This is a genomic window from Streptomyces sp. NPDC047853 (assembly GCF_043204535.1).
GTDB lineage: Bacteria > Actinomycetota > Actinomycetes > Streptomycetales > Streptomycetaceae > Streptomyces.
On record NZ_JBIDCI010000001.1, the window covers coordinates 242497 to 258194 of the forward strand.

13 protein-coding genes are annotated in these 15698 nt (G+C 73.1%); 6 read left to right on the forward strand and 7 right to left on the reverse strand.

Annotated elements, in window-relative coordinates; genetic code table 11:
* Positions 1-3: 3 nt before the first annotated feature.
* Positions 4-861, reverse strand: a complete 858-nt coding sequence (locus tag ACGF5T_RS01215; RefSeq protein ID WP_366767199.1) for a DUF4429 domain-containing protein — start codon at positions 859-861, stop codon at positions 4-6.
* 211 nt (positions 862-1072) lie between these two features.
* Here ACGF5T_RS01215 and ACGF5T_RS01220 point away from each other — a divergent pair, with 211 nt between their 5' ends.
* Positions 1073-2368, forward strand: a complete 1296-nt coding sequence (locus ACGF5T_RS01220; RefSeq protein WP_366767200.1) for a hypothetical protein — start codon at positions 1073-1075, stop codon at positions 2366-2368.
* Between the two features lie 149 nt (positions 2369-2517).
* Positions 2518-3042, forward strand: coding sequence for a DoxX family protein (locus ACGF5T_RS01225; RefSeq protein ID WP_356601855.1), 525 nt, complete (start codon positions 2518-2520; stop codon positions 3040-3042).
* On the opposite strand, the gene ACGF5T_RS01230 is transcribed toward ACGF5T_RS01225, so the two are convergent.
* Both ACGF5T_RS01230 and ACGF5T_RS01235 read right to left on the reverse strand, forming a co-directional pair.
* Complete coding sequence (locus ACGF5T_RS01230; RefSeq protein ID WP_356601857.1) at positions 3039-3281, reverse strand: hypothetical protein; 243 nt, start codon at positions 3279-3281, stop codon at positions 3039-3041. The genes ACGF5T_RS01225 and ACGF5T_RS01230 overlap by 4 nt on opposite strands.
* Entirely contained in the window at positions 3268-4707 is a 1440-nt protein-coding gene (locus ACGF5T_RS01235) for a PspC domain-containing protein (RefSeq protein WP_356601859.1), read from the reverse strand. The genes ACGF5T_RS01230 and ACGF5T_RS01235 overlap by 14 nt, the downstream gene beginning before the upstream one ends.
* A 180-nt stretch (positions 4708-4887) precedes the next feature.
* Here ACGF5T_RS01235 and ACGF5T_RS01240 point away from each other — a divergent pair, with 180 nt between their 5' ends.
* A complete protein-coding gene (locus ACGF5T_RS01240; RefSeq protein WP_356601861.1) occupies positions 4888-6180 on the forward strand; it encodes a PspC domain-containing protein in 1293 nt (430 codons plus the stop codon).
* The gene (locus ACGF5T_RS01245) at positions 6177-6914 is read left to right on the forward strand and encodes a response regulator transcription factor (protein ID WP_356601863.1); all 738 of its coding nucleotides are present in this window, start codon (positions 6177-6179) and stop codon (positions 6912-6914) included. The genes ACGF5T_RS01240 and ACGF5T_RS01245 overlap by 4 nt, the downstream gene beginning before the upstream one ends.
* Before the next feature lie 16 nt (positions 6915-6930).
* Here the strand turns inward: ACGF5T_RS01245 and ACGF5T_RS01250 are convergent, their stop codons facing one another.
* Positions 6931-7983, reverse strand: a complete 1053-nt coding sequence (locus tag ACGF5T_RS01250) for an NlpC/P60 family protein (protein WP_361012668.1) — start codon at positions 7981-7983, stop codon at positions 6931-6933.
* A gap of 338 nt (positions 7984-8321) precedes the next feature.
* Here ACGF5T_RS01250 and ACGF5T_RS01255 point away from each other — a divergent pair, with 338 nt between their 5' ends.
* Entirely contained in the window at positions 8322-8675 is a 354-nt protein-coding gene (locus ACGF5T_RS01255; RefSeq protein WP_366767201.1) for a hypothetical protein, read from the forward strand.
* Here the strand turns inward: ACGF5T_RS01255 and ACGF5T_RS01260 are convergent.
* The gene (locus ACGF5T_RS01260) at positions 8653-9672 is read right to left on the reverse strand and encodes a tellurite resistance/C4-dicarboxylate transporter family protein (RefSeq protein ID WP_366767202.1); all 1020 of its coding nucleotides are present in this window, start codon (positions 9670-9672) and stop codon (positions 8653-8655) included. The genes ACGF5T_RS01255 and ACGF5T_RS01260 overlap by 23 nt on opposite strands.
* Positions 9673-9699: 27 nt before the next feature.
* Entirely contained in the window at positions 9700-10899 is a 1200-nt protein-coding gene (locus tag ACGF5T_RS01265) for an NlpC/P60 family protein (protein WP_366767203.1), read from the reverse strand.
* A 448-nt stretch (positions 10900-11347) separates the two neighbouring features.
* Between ACGF5T_RS01265 and pcrA the strand changes: the two genes are divergently transcribed.
* The gene (gene pcrA, locus ACGF5T_RS01270) at positions 11348-13828 is read left to right on the forward strand and encodes a DNA helicase PcrA (RefSeq protein ID WP_366767204.1); all 2481 of its coding nucleotides are present in this window, start codon (positions 11348-11350) and stop codon (positions 13826-13828) included.
* Between the two features lie 81 nt (positions 13829-13909).
* Here pcrA and ACGF5T_RS01275 read toward each other — a convergent pair whose 3' ends face one another.
* Entirely contained in the window at positions 13910-15523 is a 1614-nt protein-coding gene (locus ACGF5T_RS01275) for a M23 family metallopeptidase (protein ID WP_366767205.1), read from the reverse strand.
* Positions 15524-15698: the final 175 nt, after the last annotated feature.

Genomic DNA, 15698 nt, shown 5'->3' on the forward strand with positions numbered 1-15698 from the left:
GGTTCAGAAGCACCGCAGCACGGCGGCCTTCGTCCGCGCGAACTCCTCGTCCGTCAGGACGCCGCCGCGATGCAGCTCGCCCAGCTCGCGCAGCCGGCGCAGCAGGACGTCGTGAGGGCCCGCCGGGCGCGGTACGGCGGCCCGGGGCGGCCGGGCCGACGGATGCGGCAGCCGGGCCGTGACCGCGGTCGCGATCAGCGCGGTGAGCAGATCGCGGCGGGCACTGCCCCACAGGTCCAGGGCGTACGGGTCCTTCCGCGGAGGCAGCCCGGGGGACGGCGCCCCCCGGGTCACGAAGCGCAGGAGGCCGCTCTCGGACCCGGAGTTGGGCAGCCACTCGACCCGGGCCAGATCACCGAGGCCGACGGTCCGGGGGCCGGCGGCGCGCTTGACCCGCTCGGAGGTGTCGGCCCAGTCGATCCGCACCCGGGCCCCGTCGAAGGAGACCGTGCCGTCCGAGGAGCGCACCGAGACCGGCACCGGCGGTCCGGGCAGCAGATAGGCCTCGGTGGGCCCCTTCGGGACCCGGTCGAGGAGGAGGGCCCGGCGGACCTCCTCGGCGACGTACTCGGCGACCGAACCGCGGTCGGCCTCCACCCACAGCCGGTAGGGGTTCGCCGCGTCGGGCAGCCGGCCGCCGGTGGCCCGCAGGAGGGGATCGGCGCCCTCGCGCAGCCGCAGACGCAGGCACCCTCGCCTGCGGTCCGGTGCCAGCGCGATGCCCGCGACGGCCTCCAACGGCACCGAGACCTCTCCGTAGGCCTGCCGGAACGGCGACACCGAGCGGTGCAGCCCCGGCGTGATCCGAACCGTGCCGCCGTCGAACGCCCAGGTCCCGTCGCGCTGGATGATCTCGGCCATGACGGAATTCTCGCAGCCGGGTCAACACGGTGGTCCCCGTGTCACTCGCCCTGAGCGGAGCGGGCCGGGGCCGCCGGGCGCGCGGGGCGCCATGTGGGGCACAATTCGCGTGCGCCCCACGGGACTTGCGGGTACGGCCGCGGGGGACGGCGGCACTGCCGCAGGGGTCGTTGCTGGGTTTCGCGGGAGTTCGGGAAGGCGGGCGTCGGGCGTGGCGGTGCGGGAGGCGAGACGCGGGAGCGGCTCGGACAAAGGCGCGTACGAGGCGGCGCACGGGGGCGGCTGCACCTGCGGGGACTGCCCCCACGGGGCCCGCGAGGGACACCGCCGGGCGGTGGCCGCGTTCCTGGTGCGGCGGGACGAGTTCGCGGCCGGGCAGGGGCTGCCGGCCGCCGTGGCCCACTCGGCCTCTGCCTCCCGGCAGTGGGTCTCGGAGGAACTGACCCAGTCCGCGGAAGTCGTCGCCGAACGGGGTCGCGCCGAGGGCGAGGCATGGCTGGCAGGCCTCGGCCGGCGCACCGCGGCCGTCGCGTGGGCCGCGGTCGTGCTGCTGCTCCTCGTGCAGGCGCTCACCGCGATCGGTGCCGGATGGACGGCGGCGCGCACCGCCGGGCTCGCGGCCGCGCTGGTCGTGGCGGGCGCGCTGAGTGCCGCGTCGTGGTTCCACCGGGCGCGGGGCGGGGCGCTGGCGCCGGTCATCGGCGAGGACAACCGCCTGTCCACGTCCCGGGCCGTGGCCGCGGTCTGGGTGCTGTTCGTCGCGTACGCGGTCCTGGTGCTGGCCGGACAGCTGGCCGTGGCCTCGGACGGCGAGCGGCGGGACGCGCTGATCTCCGGTCTGGAACTGGCCCGCGGCGCCGGGGCGGTGACGGTGCTCGCGGTGGTGTGCGGGATCGCGGTCCTGGTGCGGCGGGTGGTCGGGCTGCGGGTGCTGGGGCGGCGGCTGCAGAAGGTACGGGCGGACCGGCCGCGCGCCGCCGACCTGCTGACGGACGACGCCGGACGCGGGACCTTCGCCGACATCCAGTACGTGGTGATCAGCGCCGTCGCCCTGGTGTTCGCGGCGGTACGGCTGGCCCGGCGCCCGGAGCAACTGCCCGACCTGCCCTGGGGTCTTGCGGTCGTGGTGCTGGTGTCGGCGGCGACCTATGTGGCCGGCAAGTACGCGGAGGGCGGCCGGCCCGTCATCCTCTCCGTGGTCCGGGCGCGGGAGGCCGGCGACCTGGACGCGCCGATCCGCACCGGTGACGACATCGAGATCCGCGGCGCCGGATTCGTACCCCCGGGCGCCCAGCGTGCGGACCGCCTCTCCCGCATGGTCGTCCGCATCGGGGCGGTCAACGTCCACGTGCCGCTCGTCCCGGTCACCGGCGGCTTCAGCAACCCCGCGGACGACCTGCTGACCGTCCCGGTCCCCGCCGACGTCGAGCCGGGCAGGGTCGACGTCCAGGTGGTCACCGCCGCGGGCGTGGAGACCGACCGGTACGCGATCGACGTCACCGACTGAGACCCCCTCGCCGCGTCGGCCGCCTGTCGAAACCGACAGGAAGATCCCGGCCGGCGGAGGATTGAGCCAGGCTTCCGCGTCGTACGTATGGACTGTTGACGGAGGCTCGGCGCGCGGGTGAGAGGCGGCTGGCAGTGATGGCTCACGGCATGCGGACGGACGCGTACCTCTCCCCTCCGGGCGGCGGCGGGGACTGGCGCGACCACGCCACCCGGTACGCCCTGCTGCCCCTGCGGATCTTCCTGGGCGTCACCTTCGTCTACGCGGGGCTGGACAAACTCACCGACAGCGCCTTCATGAAGGACGCCGGGGCCGGCTCCGTCGGCGACATGATGCGCGCGGTCCGCGACTCCTCGGCCATCCCGTCCCTGGTCGACCTGGCCCTGGAGAGCCCGGCCGGCTTCGGCTACGCCATCGCCCTCGGTGAACTGGCCGTCGGCATCGGCACGCTGCTCGGCCTGCTGACCCGTCTGGCGGCCCTCGGCGGAGCGCTGATCTCGCTGAGCCTGTGGCTGACCGTCAGCTGGGCGTCTGACCCCTACTACTACGGCAACGACCTCGCCTACCTCATGGCCTGGACGCCCCTCGTCCTCGCCGGTGCCCCGCTGCTGTCCCTGGACGCCGTCCTGCGTACGCGGCGACGGCGCGGGACGGTCGACGGACACCGCGGCTAGCCGGAGAGGCCGGGCCCCGGCTCGTCGGCGTCCTCGCGGAGCGCCCCGCGGCGCCGGTGCGCGGAGCGGGCCACGACCCCGACCGCGCCCGCGAGGCCGAGGCCGCCCATGACGAGGGGGATCACCACGAACCACGGCGTCTCCCAGAGACCGCCCGCCTCACCGGCGTAGACGACGCCCGCCGCGGTCAGGAAGAGGCCGGCGACCAGGCGTCCGGGCTGGAAGCTATGACGCAGCACGGGACACCTCCGCCTGCCCGACGCCGACCTGGAGGTCGAGGTCGAGCGTGCCGGCGGCCTCGACGCCCGCGGTGGGGGACAGGGTGATCTCCTTGTGCTTGCCCGGTGCCACGTCCACGTCCTTCTCGTCGTCGCCGGGCAGTTGGATGTCGCCCACGCCCACCTCGACGTTCAACCGGACCGTCATGTCCTGCGGCACGACCACCCGTATGCGGCCCACGCCCACGTCGGCCCGCGTGGTCACCGTCTGCCCGGCGGCCAGGTCCAGCGCGGACAGGTCGAGGGTGCCGGTGCCGGCCCCGATGTCGTACTGCTCGCGCACACCGGCCGCCGTCGTGGGCTCCCAGGTGCGCCGGACCCAGTCGGTGCCCACGTCCTCGGGGACGGCCGCCGAACCGGCCAGCAGGCCGGCCGTGACGATCGCCAGGAAGATCGAACCGGCGCCCGTGCGCCCCAGGAAGGAGCTGACCGCGATGCCGATGCCGAGGACGGCGAGCGCACAGGCGAGCCCTGCCTGAAGACTCGTGCCGAGCGGCTGGTCGTCCCAGGTCAGCCGGGTGCCGAGGAAACCGGCGAGCAGGGCGAGGAGGAAGACCCAGCCGCCGATCCCGTGCGGGCCGCGCGGCTGCGGTGGCCGCGGACGCCGGTCGCCCCCGCCGCCCGGGACGCCACGGCCGATGTTGACGGCCGCCGCGATGTCGCGGTCCTGGGAGTCCGACGGGCCCCACAGATACCCCGTCCCGCCGACGCGCGTGCCGTCCTTGACGATGGGCTCGCGCCACCAGGAGGGCCACGTGAACATGATCGGCGGCGCCTGGGCCTCCGGCGGGGCGTCGGCGACGGCCTGGGCGGCGAGGGGGTCGGGATCGGGTGTCTTGCGGTGCCGCGACCAGTAGCCGGCGCCCGCGAGGAGGAGGGAGAGCACGACGGCGAAGGTCAGTACCCCGCCGTTGTTCAGCATGGTCAGCAGGACTCCGCAGCCGACCAGGGCGAACAGCACGGCCGCCAGCGCCTGGCCGTCGACCCGGCCGGTGAGCAGCTTGCGCACCTCGTTCTCGTCCTCGTCGTCATAGGGGACGAAGAGCCAGGCGAAGCCGTAGAAGATGAGGCCGATGCCGCCGGTGGCGGAGAGCACCGCGAGCGTGATGCGGAAGATCACCGGGTCCATGTCGCACTGCCGCCCGAGACCGGCGCACACCCCGGCGAACGTCTTGTGCCGCCGGTCGCGCCGGAACGAGGGGGGCGGCTCGGGGACGTCCGGGCCGGCCGCGGAGCCCGAGCCGGCCGCGGCACCCGCGGCACCTGTGCCACCCGCGGCGCCCGTCGCATCCGCGGCGGGCGCGGCACCCTGCGGCCCGGCGCCCCGTGGCGGGCGTGGGCCGGAGCCGGGTCCCGGACCCGTCGCGGCGTGCTCGTGATCTGTCATGCGTCCATGGTGACGGGCGCGGCGCCGTCACGGCAGTCGGTACGACCCTGGTCGGACCCTGATATCGGCCCTGACGCCTTGCCGGGGGAGCGTTCGAGGCCGCCCCGGACCGAAGATCAGGGGAGTCTCGGGGGCCGACCCTGATGCCCGCCCTCCCGGGGCCGTGTGAATATCGGTGTCATGCCGGACGCCGCCACAGCACCAGTCGTCGAACCGCGGCCGCCGCGCAAGCTCTACCGCAGCGGCGACGGACGCTGGCTCGGTGGCGTGGCGCGGGGGCTCGCCGGGCACCTCGGCCTGCCCGTCATCTGGGTGCGGTTCGCCTTCGTGGGCCTCTTCATGGCCGACGGCCTCGGTGCGCTGCTGTACGCGGCCTTCTGGTTCTTCGTGCCGCTGGGCATCGGCGGCGTCGACGCCCAGCGGCCGCCGTCGCTCGTCACCTCCGAGACCGCGCCGGACGGCCGCCGCAGACTCGTCGCCCGCAAGCCGGACAAGGGCCAGATCGTCGCCCTGCTCCTCATGGTCGTCGTGGCCCTCGTCTTCGTGGGCAACGTCGACCTCGGCGGCGGAGCCAAGGCCTACCTGTGGCCGACCGTGCTGGTCGGGGCCGGTGTCGCCCTCGTGTGGCGCCAGGCGGACAACGCCCGACGGGCCCGCTGGGCCGAGGTGGGCCGCCACCGGCGCACCGTCACCCTGCTGCGTTCGGTGGCCGGCGTGCTGCTGGTGACGGCCGGGGTCACGGGCATCTTCGTCCTCCAGGGTTCGGCCGCGCACCTCGGCTCCGTCCTCCAGGCGGCCCTCGCCGTCCTCGTCGGGATCACCCTGCTCGCCGGCCCCTACCTGGTGCGCATGACGCAGGACCTCTCCGAGGAGCGGCTGATGCGCATCCGCGCGCAGGAGCGCGCCGAGGTCGCCGCCCACGTGCACGACTCGGTGCTGCACACCCTGACCCTGATCCAGCGCAACGCCGAGAGCCCGGGCGAGGTGCGCCGGCTGGCCCGCGCCCAGGAGCGCGACCTGCGCGCCTGGCTCTACAAGCCGGAGGGCAACGGCAAGGACGAGGACGACGAGCCCACCACCCTCGCCGAAGCCGTCAAACGCAATGCCGCCGAGGTCGAGGACAAGCACGGCGTCCCCATCGAGGTCGTGGTCGTCGGCGACTGCCCGCTCGACGAGAGGATCAGCGCACAGATGCAGGCCGGACGCGAGGCGATGGTGAACGCGGCCAAGTACGGTGGCGAGGGCGGCGCCGTGCAGGTCTTCGCCGAAGTCGAGGGCAGGACGGTCTTCGTGTCCGTCCGGGACCGGGGACCGGGCTTCGACCTCGACTCGATACCCGCGGACCGCATGGGCGTCAGAGAATCGATCATCGGCCGCATGGAGCGCAACGGCGGCACGGCGCGGCTGCGCGCGGTGCCGGACGGCGGCACGGAGGTCGAGCTGGAGATGGAGAGGGCGGAGAACACGTCATGAGCGACCCGACCGAGACGGACGGCACGGCGGGAGCGGGCGAGGCGGCCCGGCCGACGAGCGGCGGCACGGGGGAGCGGCACGTACGCGTGGTGCTCGTCGACGACCACCGCATGTTCCGCACCGGCGTCCAGGCCGAGATCGGCCAGACCGCGCAGACGGGGGTCGAGGTCGTCGGCGAGGCCGCCGACGTCGACCAGGCCGTCACGGTGATCACCGCGACCCGGCCCGAGGTCGTCCTCCTGGACGTCCATCTCCCGGGCGGCGGCGGGGTCGAGGTGCTGCGCCGGTGCGCCCCGCTGATGAGCGACGCCGAACAGCCCGTCCGCTTCCTCGCCCTGTCCGTCTCGGACGCGGCGGAGGACGTGATCGGCGTGATCCGGGGCGGCGCCCGGGGCTACGTGACCAAGACGATCACGGGGACCGACCTGATCGACTCCGTCTTCCGCGTCCAGGAGGGCGACGCCGTCTTCTCCCCGCGGCTGGCCGGGTTCGTGCTCGACGCGTTCGCCTCCACCGACGCCCCTCCGGTGGACGAGGACATGGACCGCCTGACCCAGCGCGAGCGCGAGGTGCTGCGCCTGATCGCCCGCGGCTACGCGTACAAGGAGATCGCCAAGCAGCTGTACATCTCGGTGAAGACGGTCGAGTCCCACGTCTCGGCGGTCCTGCGCAAGCTCCAGCTGTCCAACCGGCACGAGCTGACCCGCTGGGCGACGGCCCGCCGGCTGGTCTGACCCGGCCGCGGGGAGGTCACACCACCCGCGTCGCCCCGGCGAACGGCATCTGGTCGACCGGGGCGAGGCGGACCGGCGCCGAGGGGTTCGGGGCGTGGATCATCATGCCGTCGCCGACGTAGAGGCCGACGTGGCTGATGCCGGAGTAGAAGAAGACCAGGTCGCCGGGGAGCAGTTCCGAGCGGGAGACGCGGCGGCCCGCGTCGATCTGGCCGTAGGTCGTGCGGGGCAGTGAGACGCCGGCGGCGCGGTAGGCGGCCTGGGTGAGACCCGAGCAGTCGAAGGCGTTCGGGCCGGTCGCGCCCCACACGTAGGGGCTGCCGAGCTTCTGGTGTGCGTAGGCGACGGCCGCGGCGGAGCGGGAGTCGGGCGCCTGGGCCGCGGCGGTGAGGCCGGCCCGTGGGCCCGCCGAGGCGCGGGAGGCGCGCTCGTCCGTGCCGTGCCCGACGCGGTCCCGTTCCCCGGCGGTCAGCCCGGACAGGAGACGGCGGGCGGCCCCCAGCTTGCCGGTGACCGTCTCGCGGTGGCGTTTCAACTCGGCCCGGCGCGACGTCAGCGAGGCCACCTCGACACGAGCGGCGCCGCGCAACTGCTCGATCTCCCGCAGTTCCGCGCGCACCCGGCGCACCGTGGCCGCCTGCCGGCTGCCCGCCCGCTCGACGAAGGCGGCTCCGTCGAGATACCCGTCGGGGTCGGCGGAGAGGGCGAGTTGCAGGGCCGGCGAGAGGCCACCGCTGCGGTACTGGGCCGCGGCGACCGAACCCAGCGCCTCCCGCGCCGAGTTCAGCCGGTCCTCCTTGCGGGCGACCTCGTCCCGCAGCCGCTCCAGGCGCCGTTCGGCGGCGTCGGCCTTCTCCCGGGCGCCGTTGTACTTCTCGGTGGCGACCTCGGCCTGTTGGTACAGCTTGTCCACCTTGGCCCTGACCTGCGTCGGCGTCGGCTGAGGAGCGGCGTGGCCGGTCCCGCCGCCCAGGCCGGTCGCGGTGGCCGCGCCCGCGAGGGTGAGGGTGGCGGCGGTGCGGGCCGCCCCGCCGCTCGCGGGACGCCGTGGCCTGCGGTGCGCTGCCACCTGGATCCACGTCCTTCCGTACTCGGAGCCTGCTCGTGCCGGTCGCTTCCGGTCGCTTCCGGTCACTCGACCTGGACGCTAGGCGGGGTCGCGGCGCGGGGGAGACGGGTTGCGCGGAACTGGCGGTACCGGATCGCGCGGTGCCCGCAAGTGACCGGAGGGCCGTCGTACGGCGGCCCCCTTCACGCAGGGTGATGACCGAGATGCCCTATCGGGGGCGGGTGAGGGGACTGAGGTGTTATGGGGCGCATATATGCACCCGCGCCGGTTCCGCACGCTCCCGCATCCGCCGGGCCGGTGTCGGACGGTGTCCAGGCCCCTGATTAGGCTCCGGCCCCATGGACGTACTCATCCACCTCTTCGTCGGTCTCCACATCATCGGCATCGCGGCGCTCCTCGGGGGCTTCCTGACCCAGATGAAGGCGATGGGCCAGGGCACGGCCCGTTTCACCCCCGCGATGCTGCACGGGGCGCTGACGATGCTGGTGACCGGCGTCGCCCTCGTCGGCCTCAACCAGGCCCAGGACTACTCCGTCGACAACATCAAGATCGGCGTGAAGCTCGCCGTGCTGATCGTGATTCTCGGCCTGGTCTACGTGAAGCGCGACGACGAGAAGGTGGAGAAGCCGCTGTTCGGCCTGGTGGGCCTGCTGACCGTCGTGAACGTCTTCATCGCGGTGCTGTGGACCTGAGCCCCTCCGCCCCCGCGTCCGCACCACCGGACCGCAGCCCCGCCCGGGCCTGCAGGACCGCCCCGGCCGCCACCGCCAGCCACGCGGCCACCGCGATCCACAGCAGCACCTGACCCGGAGCGTCCAGCCACGGGACGTCGACGGCGGCGGCGACGGACAGCGTCGCCGCCGCCGTCATGCCGAGGGGGAAGACCGTCGACCAGCGGCGCACGTCGTAGCGGATCCGGGGCCACGCGATCTCCGCGGCGAGGAGCACGGCGTACCAGGCCAGGTCGAGGGCGAGCAGGAAGACGGTCAGGTCGTGCAGGACGGCGCTGTCGTCCTCGTTCCACAGGTACATGCCCGTTCCGGCCGCCGCGAGCAGCTTGGCGCCGGCGAGCGCCGAGATGGCCAGCGCGCCGCCCGCCACCCAGTGGTCACCGGCCCCCCGCGCCACCTGCCGCAGATCGAAGCGGAACAGCGCGACCAGGTACAGCACGATCCCCAGGAAGAACGGCACCAGCGACGCGTGCGCCAGCCAGGGCGTCGAGGTGGTGGCGGACAGCGTGGCACCCAGTACGGCGAGCCCCTCCGTCGCCACGCAGCCCAGGAAGACCGCCCCCGGCATGCGGCGCCCCCAGTGCGTGACGACCAGGAACAGCAGTGCCGGCCACAGCAGCGCCGCCAGCGCCAGCAGCGCCGCCGCCGGGGTGGACCGGTCGAACAGGGCGATCCGGGTGCCGAGCACCGTCGTCGCGGCGACGGCGGTCAGCGCGCCCGGCGTCCCCGCCCGCGTCAGCCACCGCGCCCGCTCGACCAGCAGCAGGTAGGCGAAGTTCGCCGCCAGGGTCAGCCAGGCCGCGCAGGCCAGGACCAGGGCGATGCGGGAGAGCAGTTCGTGGCCCGTCAGGTGCAGGCCGACCGACAGGATGCCGGTCGCCATCACCGCGGCCCCGGCCGCCGGCGGACGCTGCGCCCACCAGGCGCGCAGAGGGGAGGGGGAGGTGCGCGACGACATGCGCCCGATGCTAGAGAGCCGTGCGGCTCACGCCGGGCGCACCACGCTGTGGATCGACGACTCGCCGTCGTAGAAGATCGACTCCTCGCGGACGTACGCCCCCGGCTTCGGGGCGTGGATCATCATGCCGTTGCCGATGTAGAGGCCGACGTGGCTGAGGTCGTCGTAGAAGAAGACCAGGTCACCGGGTTGCGCCTGGGAGACCGGGACCGTCGTGCCGGCGTTCACCTGGTCGTAGGTGGTGCGGGGCAGCGTGACGCCCGCGGCCTTCCAGGCGGCCTGGGTGAGGCCCGAGCAGTCGTAGGAGCCGGGACCGGTGGCGCCCCACACGTACGGCTTGCCGATCTGCGCGCGGGCGAAGGCGAGCGCCTTCTCGGCCTTGGTGCCGTACGAGGCGTCGGGCGCGGTGGAACCCGAGGAGGCGCCGGTGCCGCCCGAGGACTCCGACGAGCCGGAGCCGGCGTCGCTCTCCTCCTGGGCGGCCCGCTCCCGCCGCTCACGCTCCTCGGCCTGCCGCTCCTCGGCCTGCCGCTCCGCGAGCTCCGCGGCCTTGCGGGCGGCCTCCTCCTGCTTCTTCCTCTCGATCGCGGCCAGCCGGGCCTTCTCCTCGGCGGTCAGCTCCGACAGCAGCTCGCGCGCGGTGGAGAGCTTCTTCTGGACGGTGGCCTTGGCCGTCTTCAGGTCGTTCTGCGACTCGGTGAGCGTCGCCAGGCTCTCGGTGGCCTCGCGCCGCTTCGCCATCGTCTCGGACTGCTGGGTGGTGAAGTCGTCGACCGCGTCCTTCTGGCGGCCGGTGAGCCGGCTCAGCAGATGGTTCCGGTCGACGTAGTCCTGCGGCGAGTCCGCCAGCAGGAAGGTCGCCGTCTCCGGGATCGCGGAGCCGGTGCGGTACTGCGCGGAGGCGTAGGACCCCAGCTCCTCGCGTGCCTCGTTGAGCCGCTGGGTGCGCTTGGCCACGTCGTCGAGAAGGGTGTCGACGCGCTTGCGCTGCTTGGTCGTCTTCTCCTTGGCCGCGTTGTACTTCTCCGTCGCCGACCCCGCCTGGCGGTAGAGGTCGTCGACCTTCTTCTCGACCTCTTCCAGGCTCGGCCGGTCGTCGTCCGAGGGCGTGGCGGTGGCCGTCTGGGACAGCAGGGCCACGGAGGTGAGGGCCGCCGTCGCGAGGGCGGGGGTCCGTAGGCCTGCTACGCGCGTGCCCGTGGGACGCGACTTGCGGTGCGACGCCAAGGAGGCGACTCCTTCCACAGCTCCGCCTACCGGGTCAGCGGTGGGGTCCCCCCCAGGCTTTCAGCCCCCTGGGGGAGGGTTCGGGCGGTGTTTCGGAAGGGTTGCCCTACGGCGTCCGCCCCCGTCGGGGAGCGGTGAGCCGATTCACCCCAAGGTTCTCGGTGGGTCCCCGGCTCCGGCTGCCGTGCGGGCACACCGGACTCGGCGGAGGCCGCGCGGCCCGGCGAGGTTCGCCGGAGGGGGTCGTGCGGCCTGCCCGCACCGTAGCCAACTCGTGTGGTGGCTGTGAAGGTTGGTGGGTGATATGCCCGATACATTTTCGTGACCTTGGCGACGGGCGTCACTCTTCGTGTCCCGGCAGGTCGCAGCGCGTACCGGTGTGAGGTGTCCCGGCCATTTTCCGGGGTGGCGCCGGGTTGTCGGTGGGGCGCCCTAGACTCGGAGAGCGATGAGCAGCCTCTTTGACGACAGCTTCCTGGCGAGCCTCCAGACCCCCCGGGGTCATGAGGAGGAACCTCCGCCGCCGCCCGAGGACGATCACGCACCGGAAGCGGTGCCGCACGATCTGTTCGGCGGGAAGTTCGACACGCCCCCGGACCGCGACACCCACTACCGGGACGGCGCCCCGCGCCCCGCCCTGGACGCGGCCGCCCTCCTGGACGGGCTGAACGAGAACCAGCGCGCCGCCGTCGTCCACTCCGGCACCCCGCTGCTCATCGTGGCCGGTGCCGGCTCCGGCAAGACCCGCGTCCTCACCCACCGCATCGCCCACCTGCTGGCCGAGCGGAGCGTCCACCCCGGCCAGATCCTCGCGATCACCTTCACCAACAAGGCCGCGGGCGAGATGAAGGAGCGCGTCGAGCAGCTCGTCGGCCCGCGGGCGAACGCGATGTGGGTCATGACCTTCCACAGCGCCTGCGTCCGCATCCTGCGCCGCGAGTCGAAGAAGCTCGGCTTCACCTCGTCGTTCTCGATCTACGACGCGGCCGACTCCAAGCGCCTCATGGCGCTGGTCTGCCGCGATCTCGACCTGGACCCGAAGAAGTTCCCGCCGAAGTCCTTCAGCGCCAAGATCTCGAACCTGAAGAACGAGCTGGTCGACGAGGAGGACTTCGCCGCCCAGGCGAACGACGGCTTCGAGAAGACCCTCGCCCAGGCGTACGCCATGTACCAGTCGCGGCTGCGCGAGGCCAATGCCCTCGACTTCGACGACCTGATCATGACGACGGTCAATCTGCTCCGCGCCTTCCCGGACGTCGCCGAGCACTACCGCCGCCGCTTCCGGCACGTCCTGGTCGACGAGTACCAGGACACCAACCACGCCCAGTACGCCCTGGTGCGCGAGCTGGTCGGCACCACCGAGCACCCCGTCGACGTACCGCCCGAGGCCGAGGTCCCGCCCGCCGAGCTGTGCGTGGTGGGCGACGCCGACCAGTCGATCTACGCGTTCCGCGGCGCCACCATCCGCAACATCCTCCAGTTCGAGGAGGACTACCCGGACGCCACGACCATCCTCCTGGAGCAGAACTACCGCTCCACCCAGACCATCCTCAGCGCCGCCAACGCGGTCATCGAGCGCAATGAGTCGCGCCGCCCCAAGAACCTGTGGACCAACCAGGGCACGGGCTCGCAGATCACCGGGTACGTCGCCGACACCGAGCACGACGAGGCCCAGTTCGTCGCCGACGAGATAGACCGCCTCACGGACGCGGGTGAGGCCAAGGCCGGCGACGTCGCCGTCTTCTACCGCACCAACGCCCAGTCCCGTGTCTTCGAAGAGGTCTTCATCCGGGTCGGCCTGCCCTACAAGGTCGTCGGCGGCGTCCGCTTCTACGAGCGCAAGGAGGTCCGGGACGTCCTGGCCTACCTGCGCGTCCTGGCCAACCCCGAGGACTCGGTGCCGCTGCGCCGCATCCTCAACGTCCCCAAGCGGGGCATCGGCGACCGCGCCGAGGCGATGATCGACGCCCTGTCGCAGCGCGAGAAGATCAGCTTCCCGCAGGCGCTCAAGCGCGTCGACGAGGCGTACGGGATGGCTGCGCGCTCCAGCAACGCCGTCAAGCGCTTCAACACGCTGATGGAGGACCTCCGTACGGTCGTCGAGTCCGGAGCCGGACCGGCGACCGTGCTGGAGGCGATCCTCGAACGCACCGGCTACCTGGCCGAGTTGCAGGCCTCCACCGACCCGCAGGACGAGACCCGCATCGAGAACCTCCAGGAGCTGGCCGCCGTCGCCCTGGAGTTCGAGCAGGAGCGCGCCGAGGGCGAGGAGGCCGGCACCCTGGCCGACTTCCTGGAGAAGGTGGCGCTGGTCGCGGACTCCGACCAGATCCCCGACGAGGAGGACGGCGACGGCGTCGTCACCCTGATGACCCTGCACACCGCCAAGGGCCTGGAGTTCCCCGTCGTCTTCCTCACCGGCATGGAGGACGGCGTCTTCCCGCACATGCGCGCCCTCGGCCAGGCCAAGGAGCTGGAGGAGGAGCGGCGCCTGGCGTACGTCGGCATCACCCGCGCCCGCGAGCGGCTGTACCTGACCCGCTCGACGCTGCGCAGCGCCTGGGGCCAGCCGTCGTACAACCCGCCCTCGCGCTTCCTGGAGGAGATCCCGGCCCCCCACCTGGAGTGGAAGCGGACCGGGGCGAACGGGCCCGCGTCCGCCGCGCCCGTCTCGGCGGTGGCGGCCTCGCTGTCCTCGTCCCGTTCCCGCTCCTCGGCGTCGGGCGCCTCCGGCTTCGCCACGCGCCGCACCGCCGAGGAGCCGACGGTCTCGCTGTCCGTGGGCGACCGCGTCACACACGACCAGTTCGGTCTCGGCACGGTGGTCGCGGTCAAGGGCACGGGGGCGAACGCGGAGGCGACGATCGACTTCGGAGAACCCAAGCCCAAGCGGCTGCTGCTGCGGTACGCGCCGGTGGAGAAGCTCTGACGGCGCGTCCCGGGCGCGCCGCGCGGTGAAGCCCCGTCGGCCGACGGGGCTTCACCGAGGACGTGCTGAGACGTTACTCCGTCACTGCGGATCGAGGCCGTGGCTGCGCAGCCACGACAGCGGGTCGATCGCCGAACCGCCCGCGGGACGCACCTCGAAGTGCAGGTGCGGTCCGGTCGAGTTGCCCGAGTCGCCCGAGGACGCGATCGCGTCGCCGGCCTTGACCGTGGTGCCGGTGGGTACCTGGTAACCGGAGAGGTGGCAGTACCACGTCTCGGTGCCGTCCTTGGCGGTGAGGATCATCATGTTCCCGTACGCCACGTTGAACTGCGTACGGACGGTGCCGTCGGTCGCGGCCATCACGGTCGTGCCGTAGGACACGGGGAAGTCGATGCCGCTGTGCGCGGACATCCAGTTGATGCCGGCCTGGCCGTAGTACGCGCTGAGGCCGTGCTGGGCGACGGGGAGCGCGAACTTGGGGCGCAGCCGCTCCTTGCGGGCCGCCTCCTCGGCCGCCCGCCTCTTCTCAAGGGCCTGCTCGGCCTTGAGGTCGATGCGTTCCTGCGTACGGCTGGCCCGGTCGGCGAAGTCGTCGGCTCCGGCGGCGAGGCTGGTGAGCTGGGTGTCCAGCTTGTTGTTGGCGGTGGACGGCTTGACCGGCGCGGCAGCGGGGTCCTCCGCGTCCGCCGCGGACGCCGTGGCCTCCGCGCCGTCACCCCCGGTCATGCCGACGGAGGCGGCGGCGATGCCGGCGACGCTCATCACGCAGGCCGACGGCACGGCGATGGTCATCAGCGCCGAGCGCTTGGCGGGCTGGCGGCGCCGGGAACGGGACCCGTTGCGGGAGGCGGCGCGGGCGGCCGGGATCCGGGGAGCGGGGGTGACCTCCTCCTGGCCCTCCAGGAGGGTGGGCACGGCGGGGAGTTCCCCGGTGGCCGCCGGGTCGTCGTACGGGCCGGGTTCCTCGGCGGCCGGCTCGACGTCGGCCGTCCCGTTCTCCGATGACTGCGTGGTGTCCTGCGGGGCGCCGTCCGAGTTCCACTGCGTGGCGTCGTAGGCCCCGGTGTCGGGGCTGCCACCGTCGTACGCTCCGGTGTGGAACGTACCGGTCGCGAACGTGCCGGTGTCGAAGGTGCCCGTTTCGAAGGTCTGGGTGCCCCAGTCCCACTGCTGGGTCCGGTCGGCCGGGTTCCCCGACTGGTCCGGCGGCGACCAGGCGCCGGTGTCCCACTGGCCGGTGGCCTCGGTCTCCGCCGCCTGCGGCGGTACGACCGCGGGCTGCTGGAGGTGGCCGTCCGTCCACGTGGTCGTGTCGTAGGCGCCGGTGTCGTAGCTGCCGGTGTCGTAGGCGCCGGTGCCGTAGCCGGCGGGCTGGGCCGCGTACGCGTCGTGGTTCAGGACCGGACCGCTGCCGGTGGACCACTGGGTGGCGTCGTAGGCGCCCGTCGTGTCGTACGCGCCGGTGACGTCGTAGCTGCCGGTGTCCTGGCCCGGGAGGCTGCCGAAGAGGGGGTCCGAGGCGAAGGTCGCCGTGGCGGTGCCGCCGGGCGGAAAAGCGGTGGCGTCGTAGCCGCCGTACGTGGTGAGGTCGCCGTACTGGGACTCCCCTGTGCCGTACGACGCGTAGGGCGCCGATGCGGCTTCGGAAGCCGAGGCCGGGGTGGTCAGGCCCCCCGACGGGTGACGGTCGTTCACCAACTTCTCTTTCGCCTCGACAACAGGGGCTGCCAGAGCAGTGCGGCGACTGTACCCGTCGGTATACGGGCGCGACAATCTTCCCCAGGTTTCGTGCCCGAAGGAAACGGGCAATCGGCCGTGTTTTGGGGGACGGCGGGCACGAGTTTGGCTTTGTGTTCGACGTTTGTTCGAA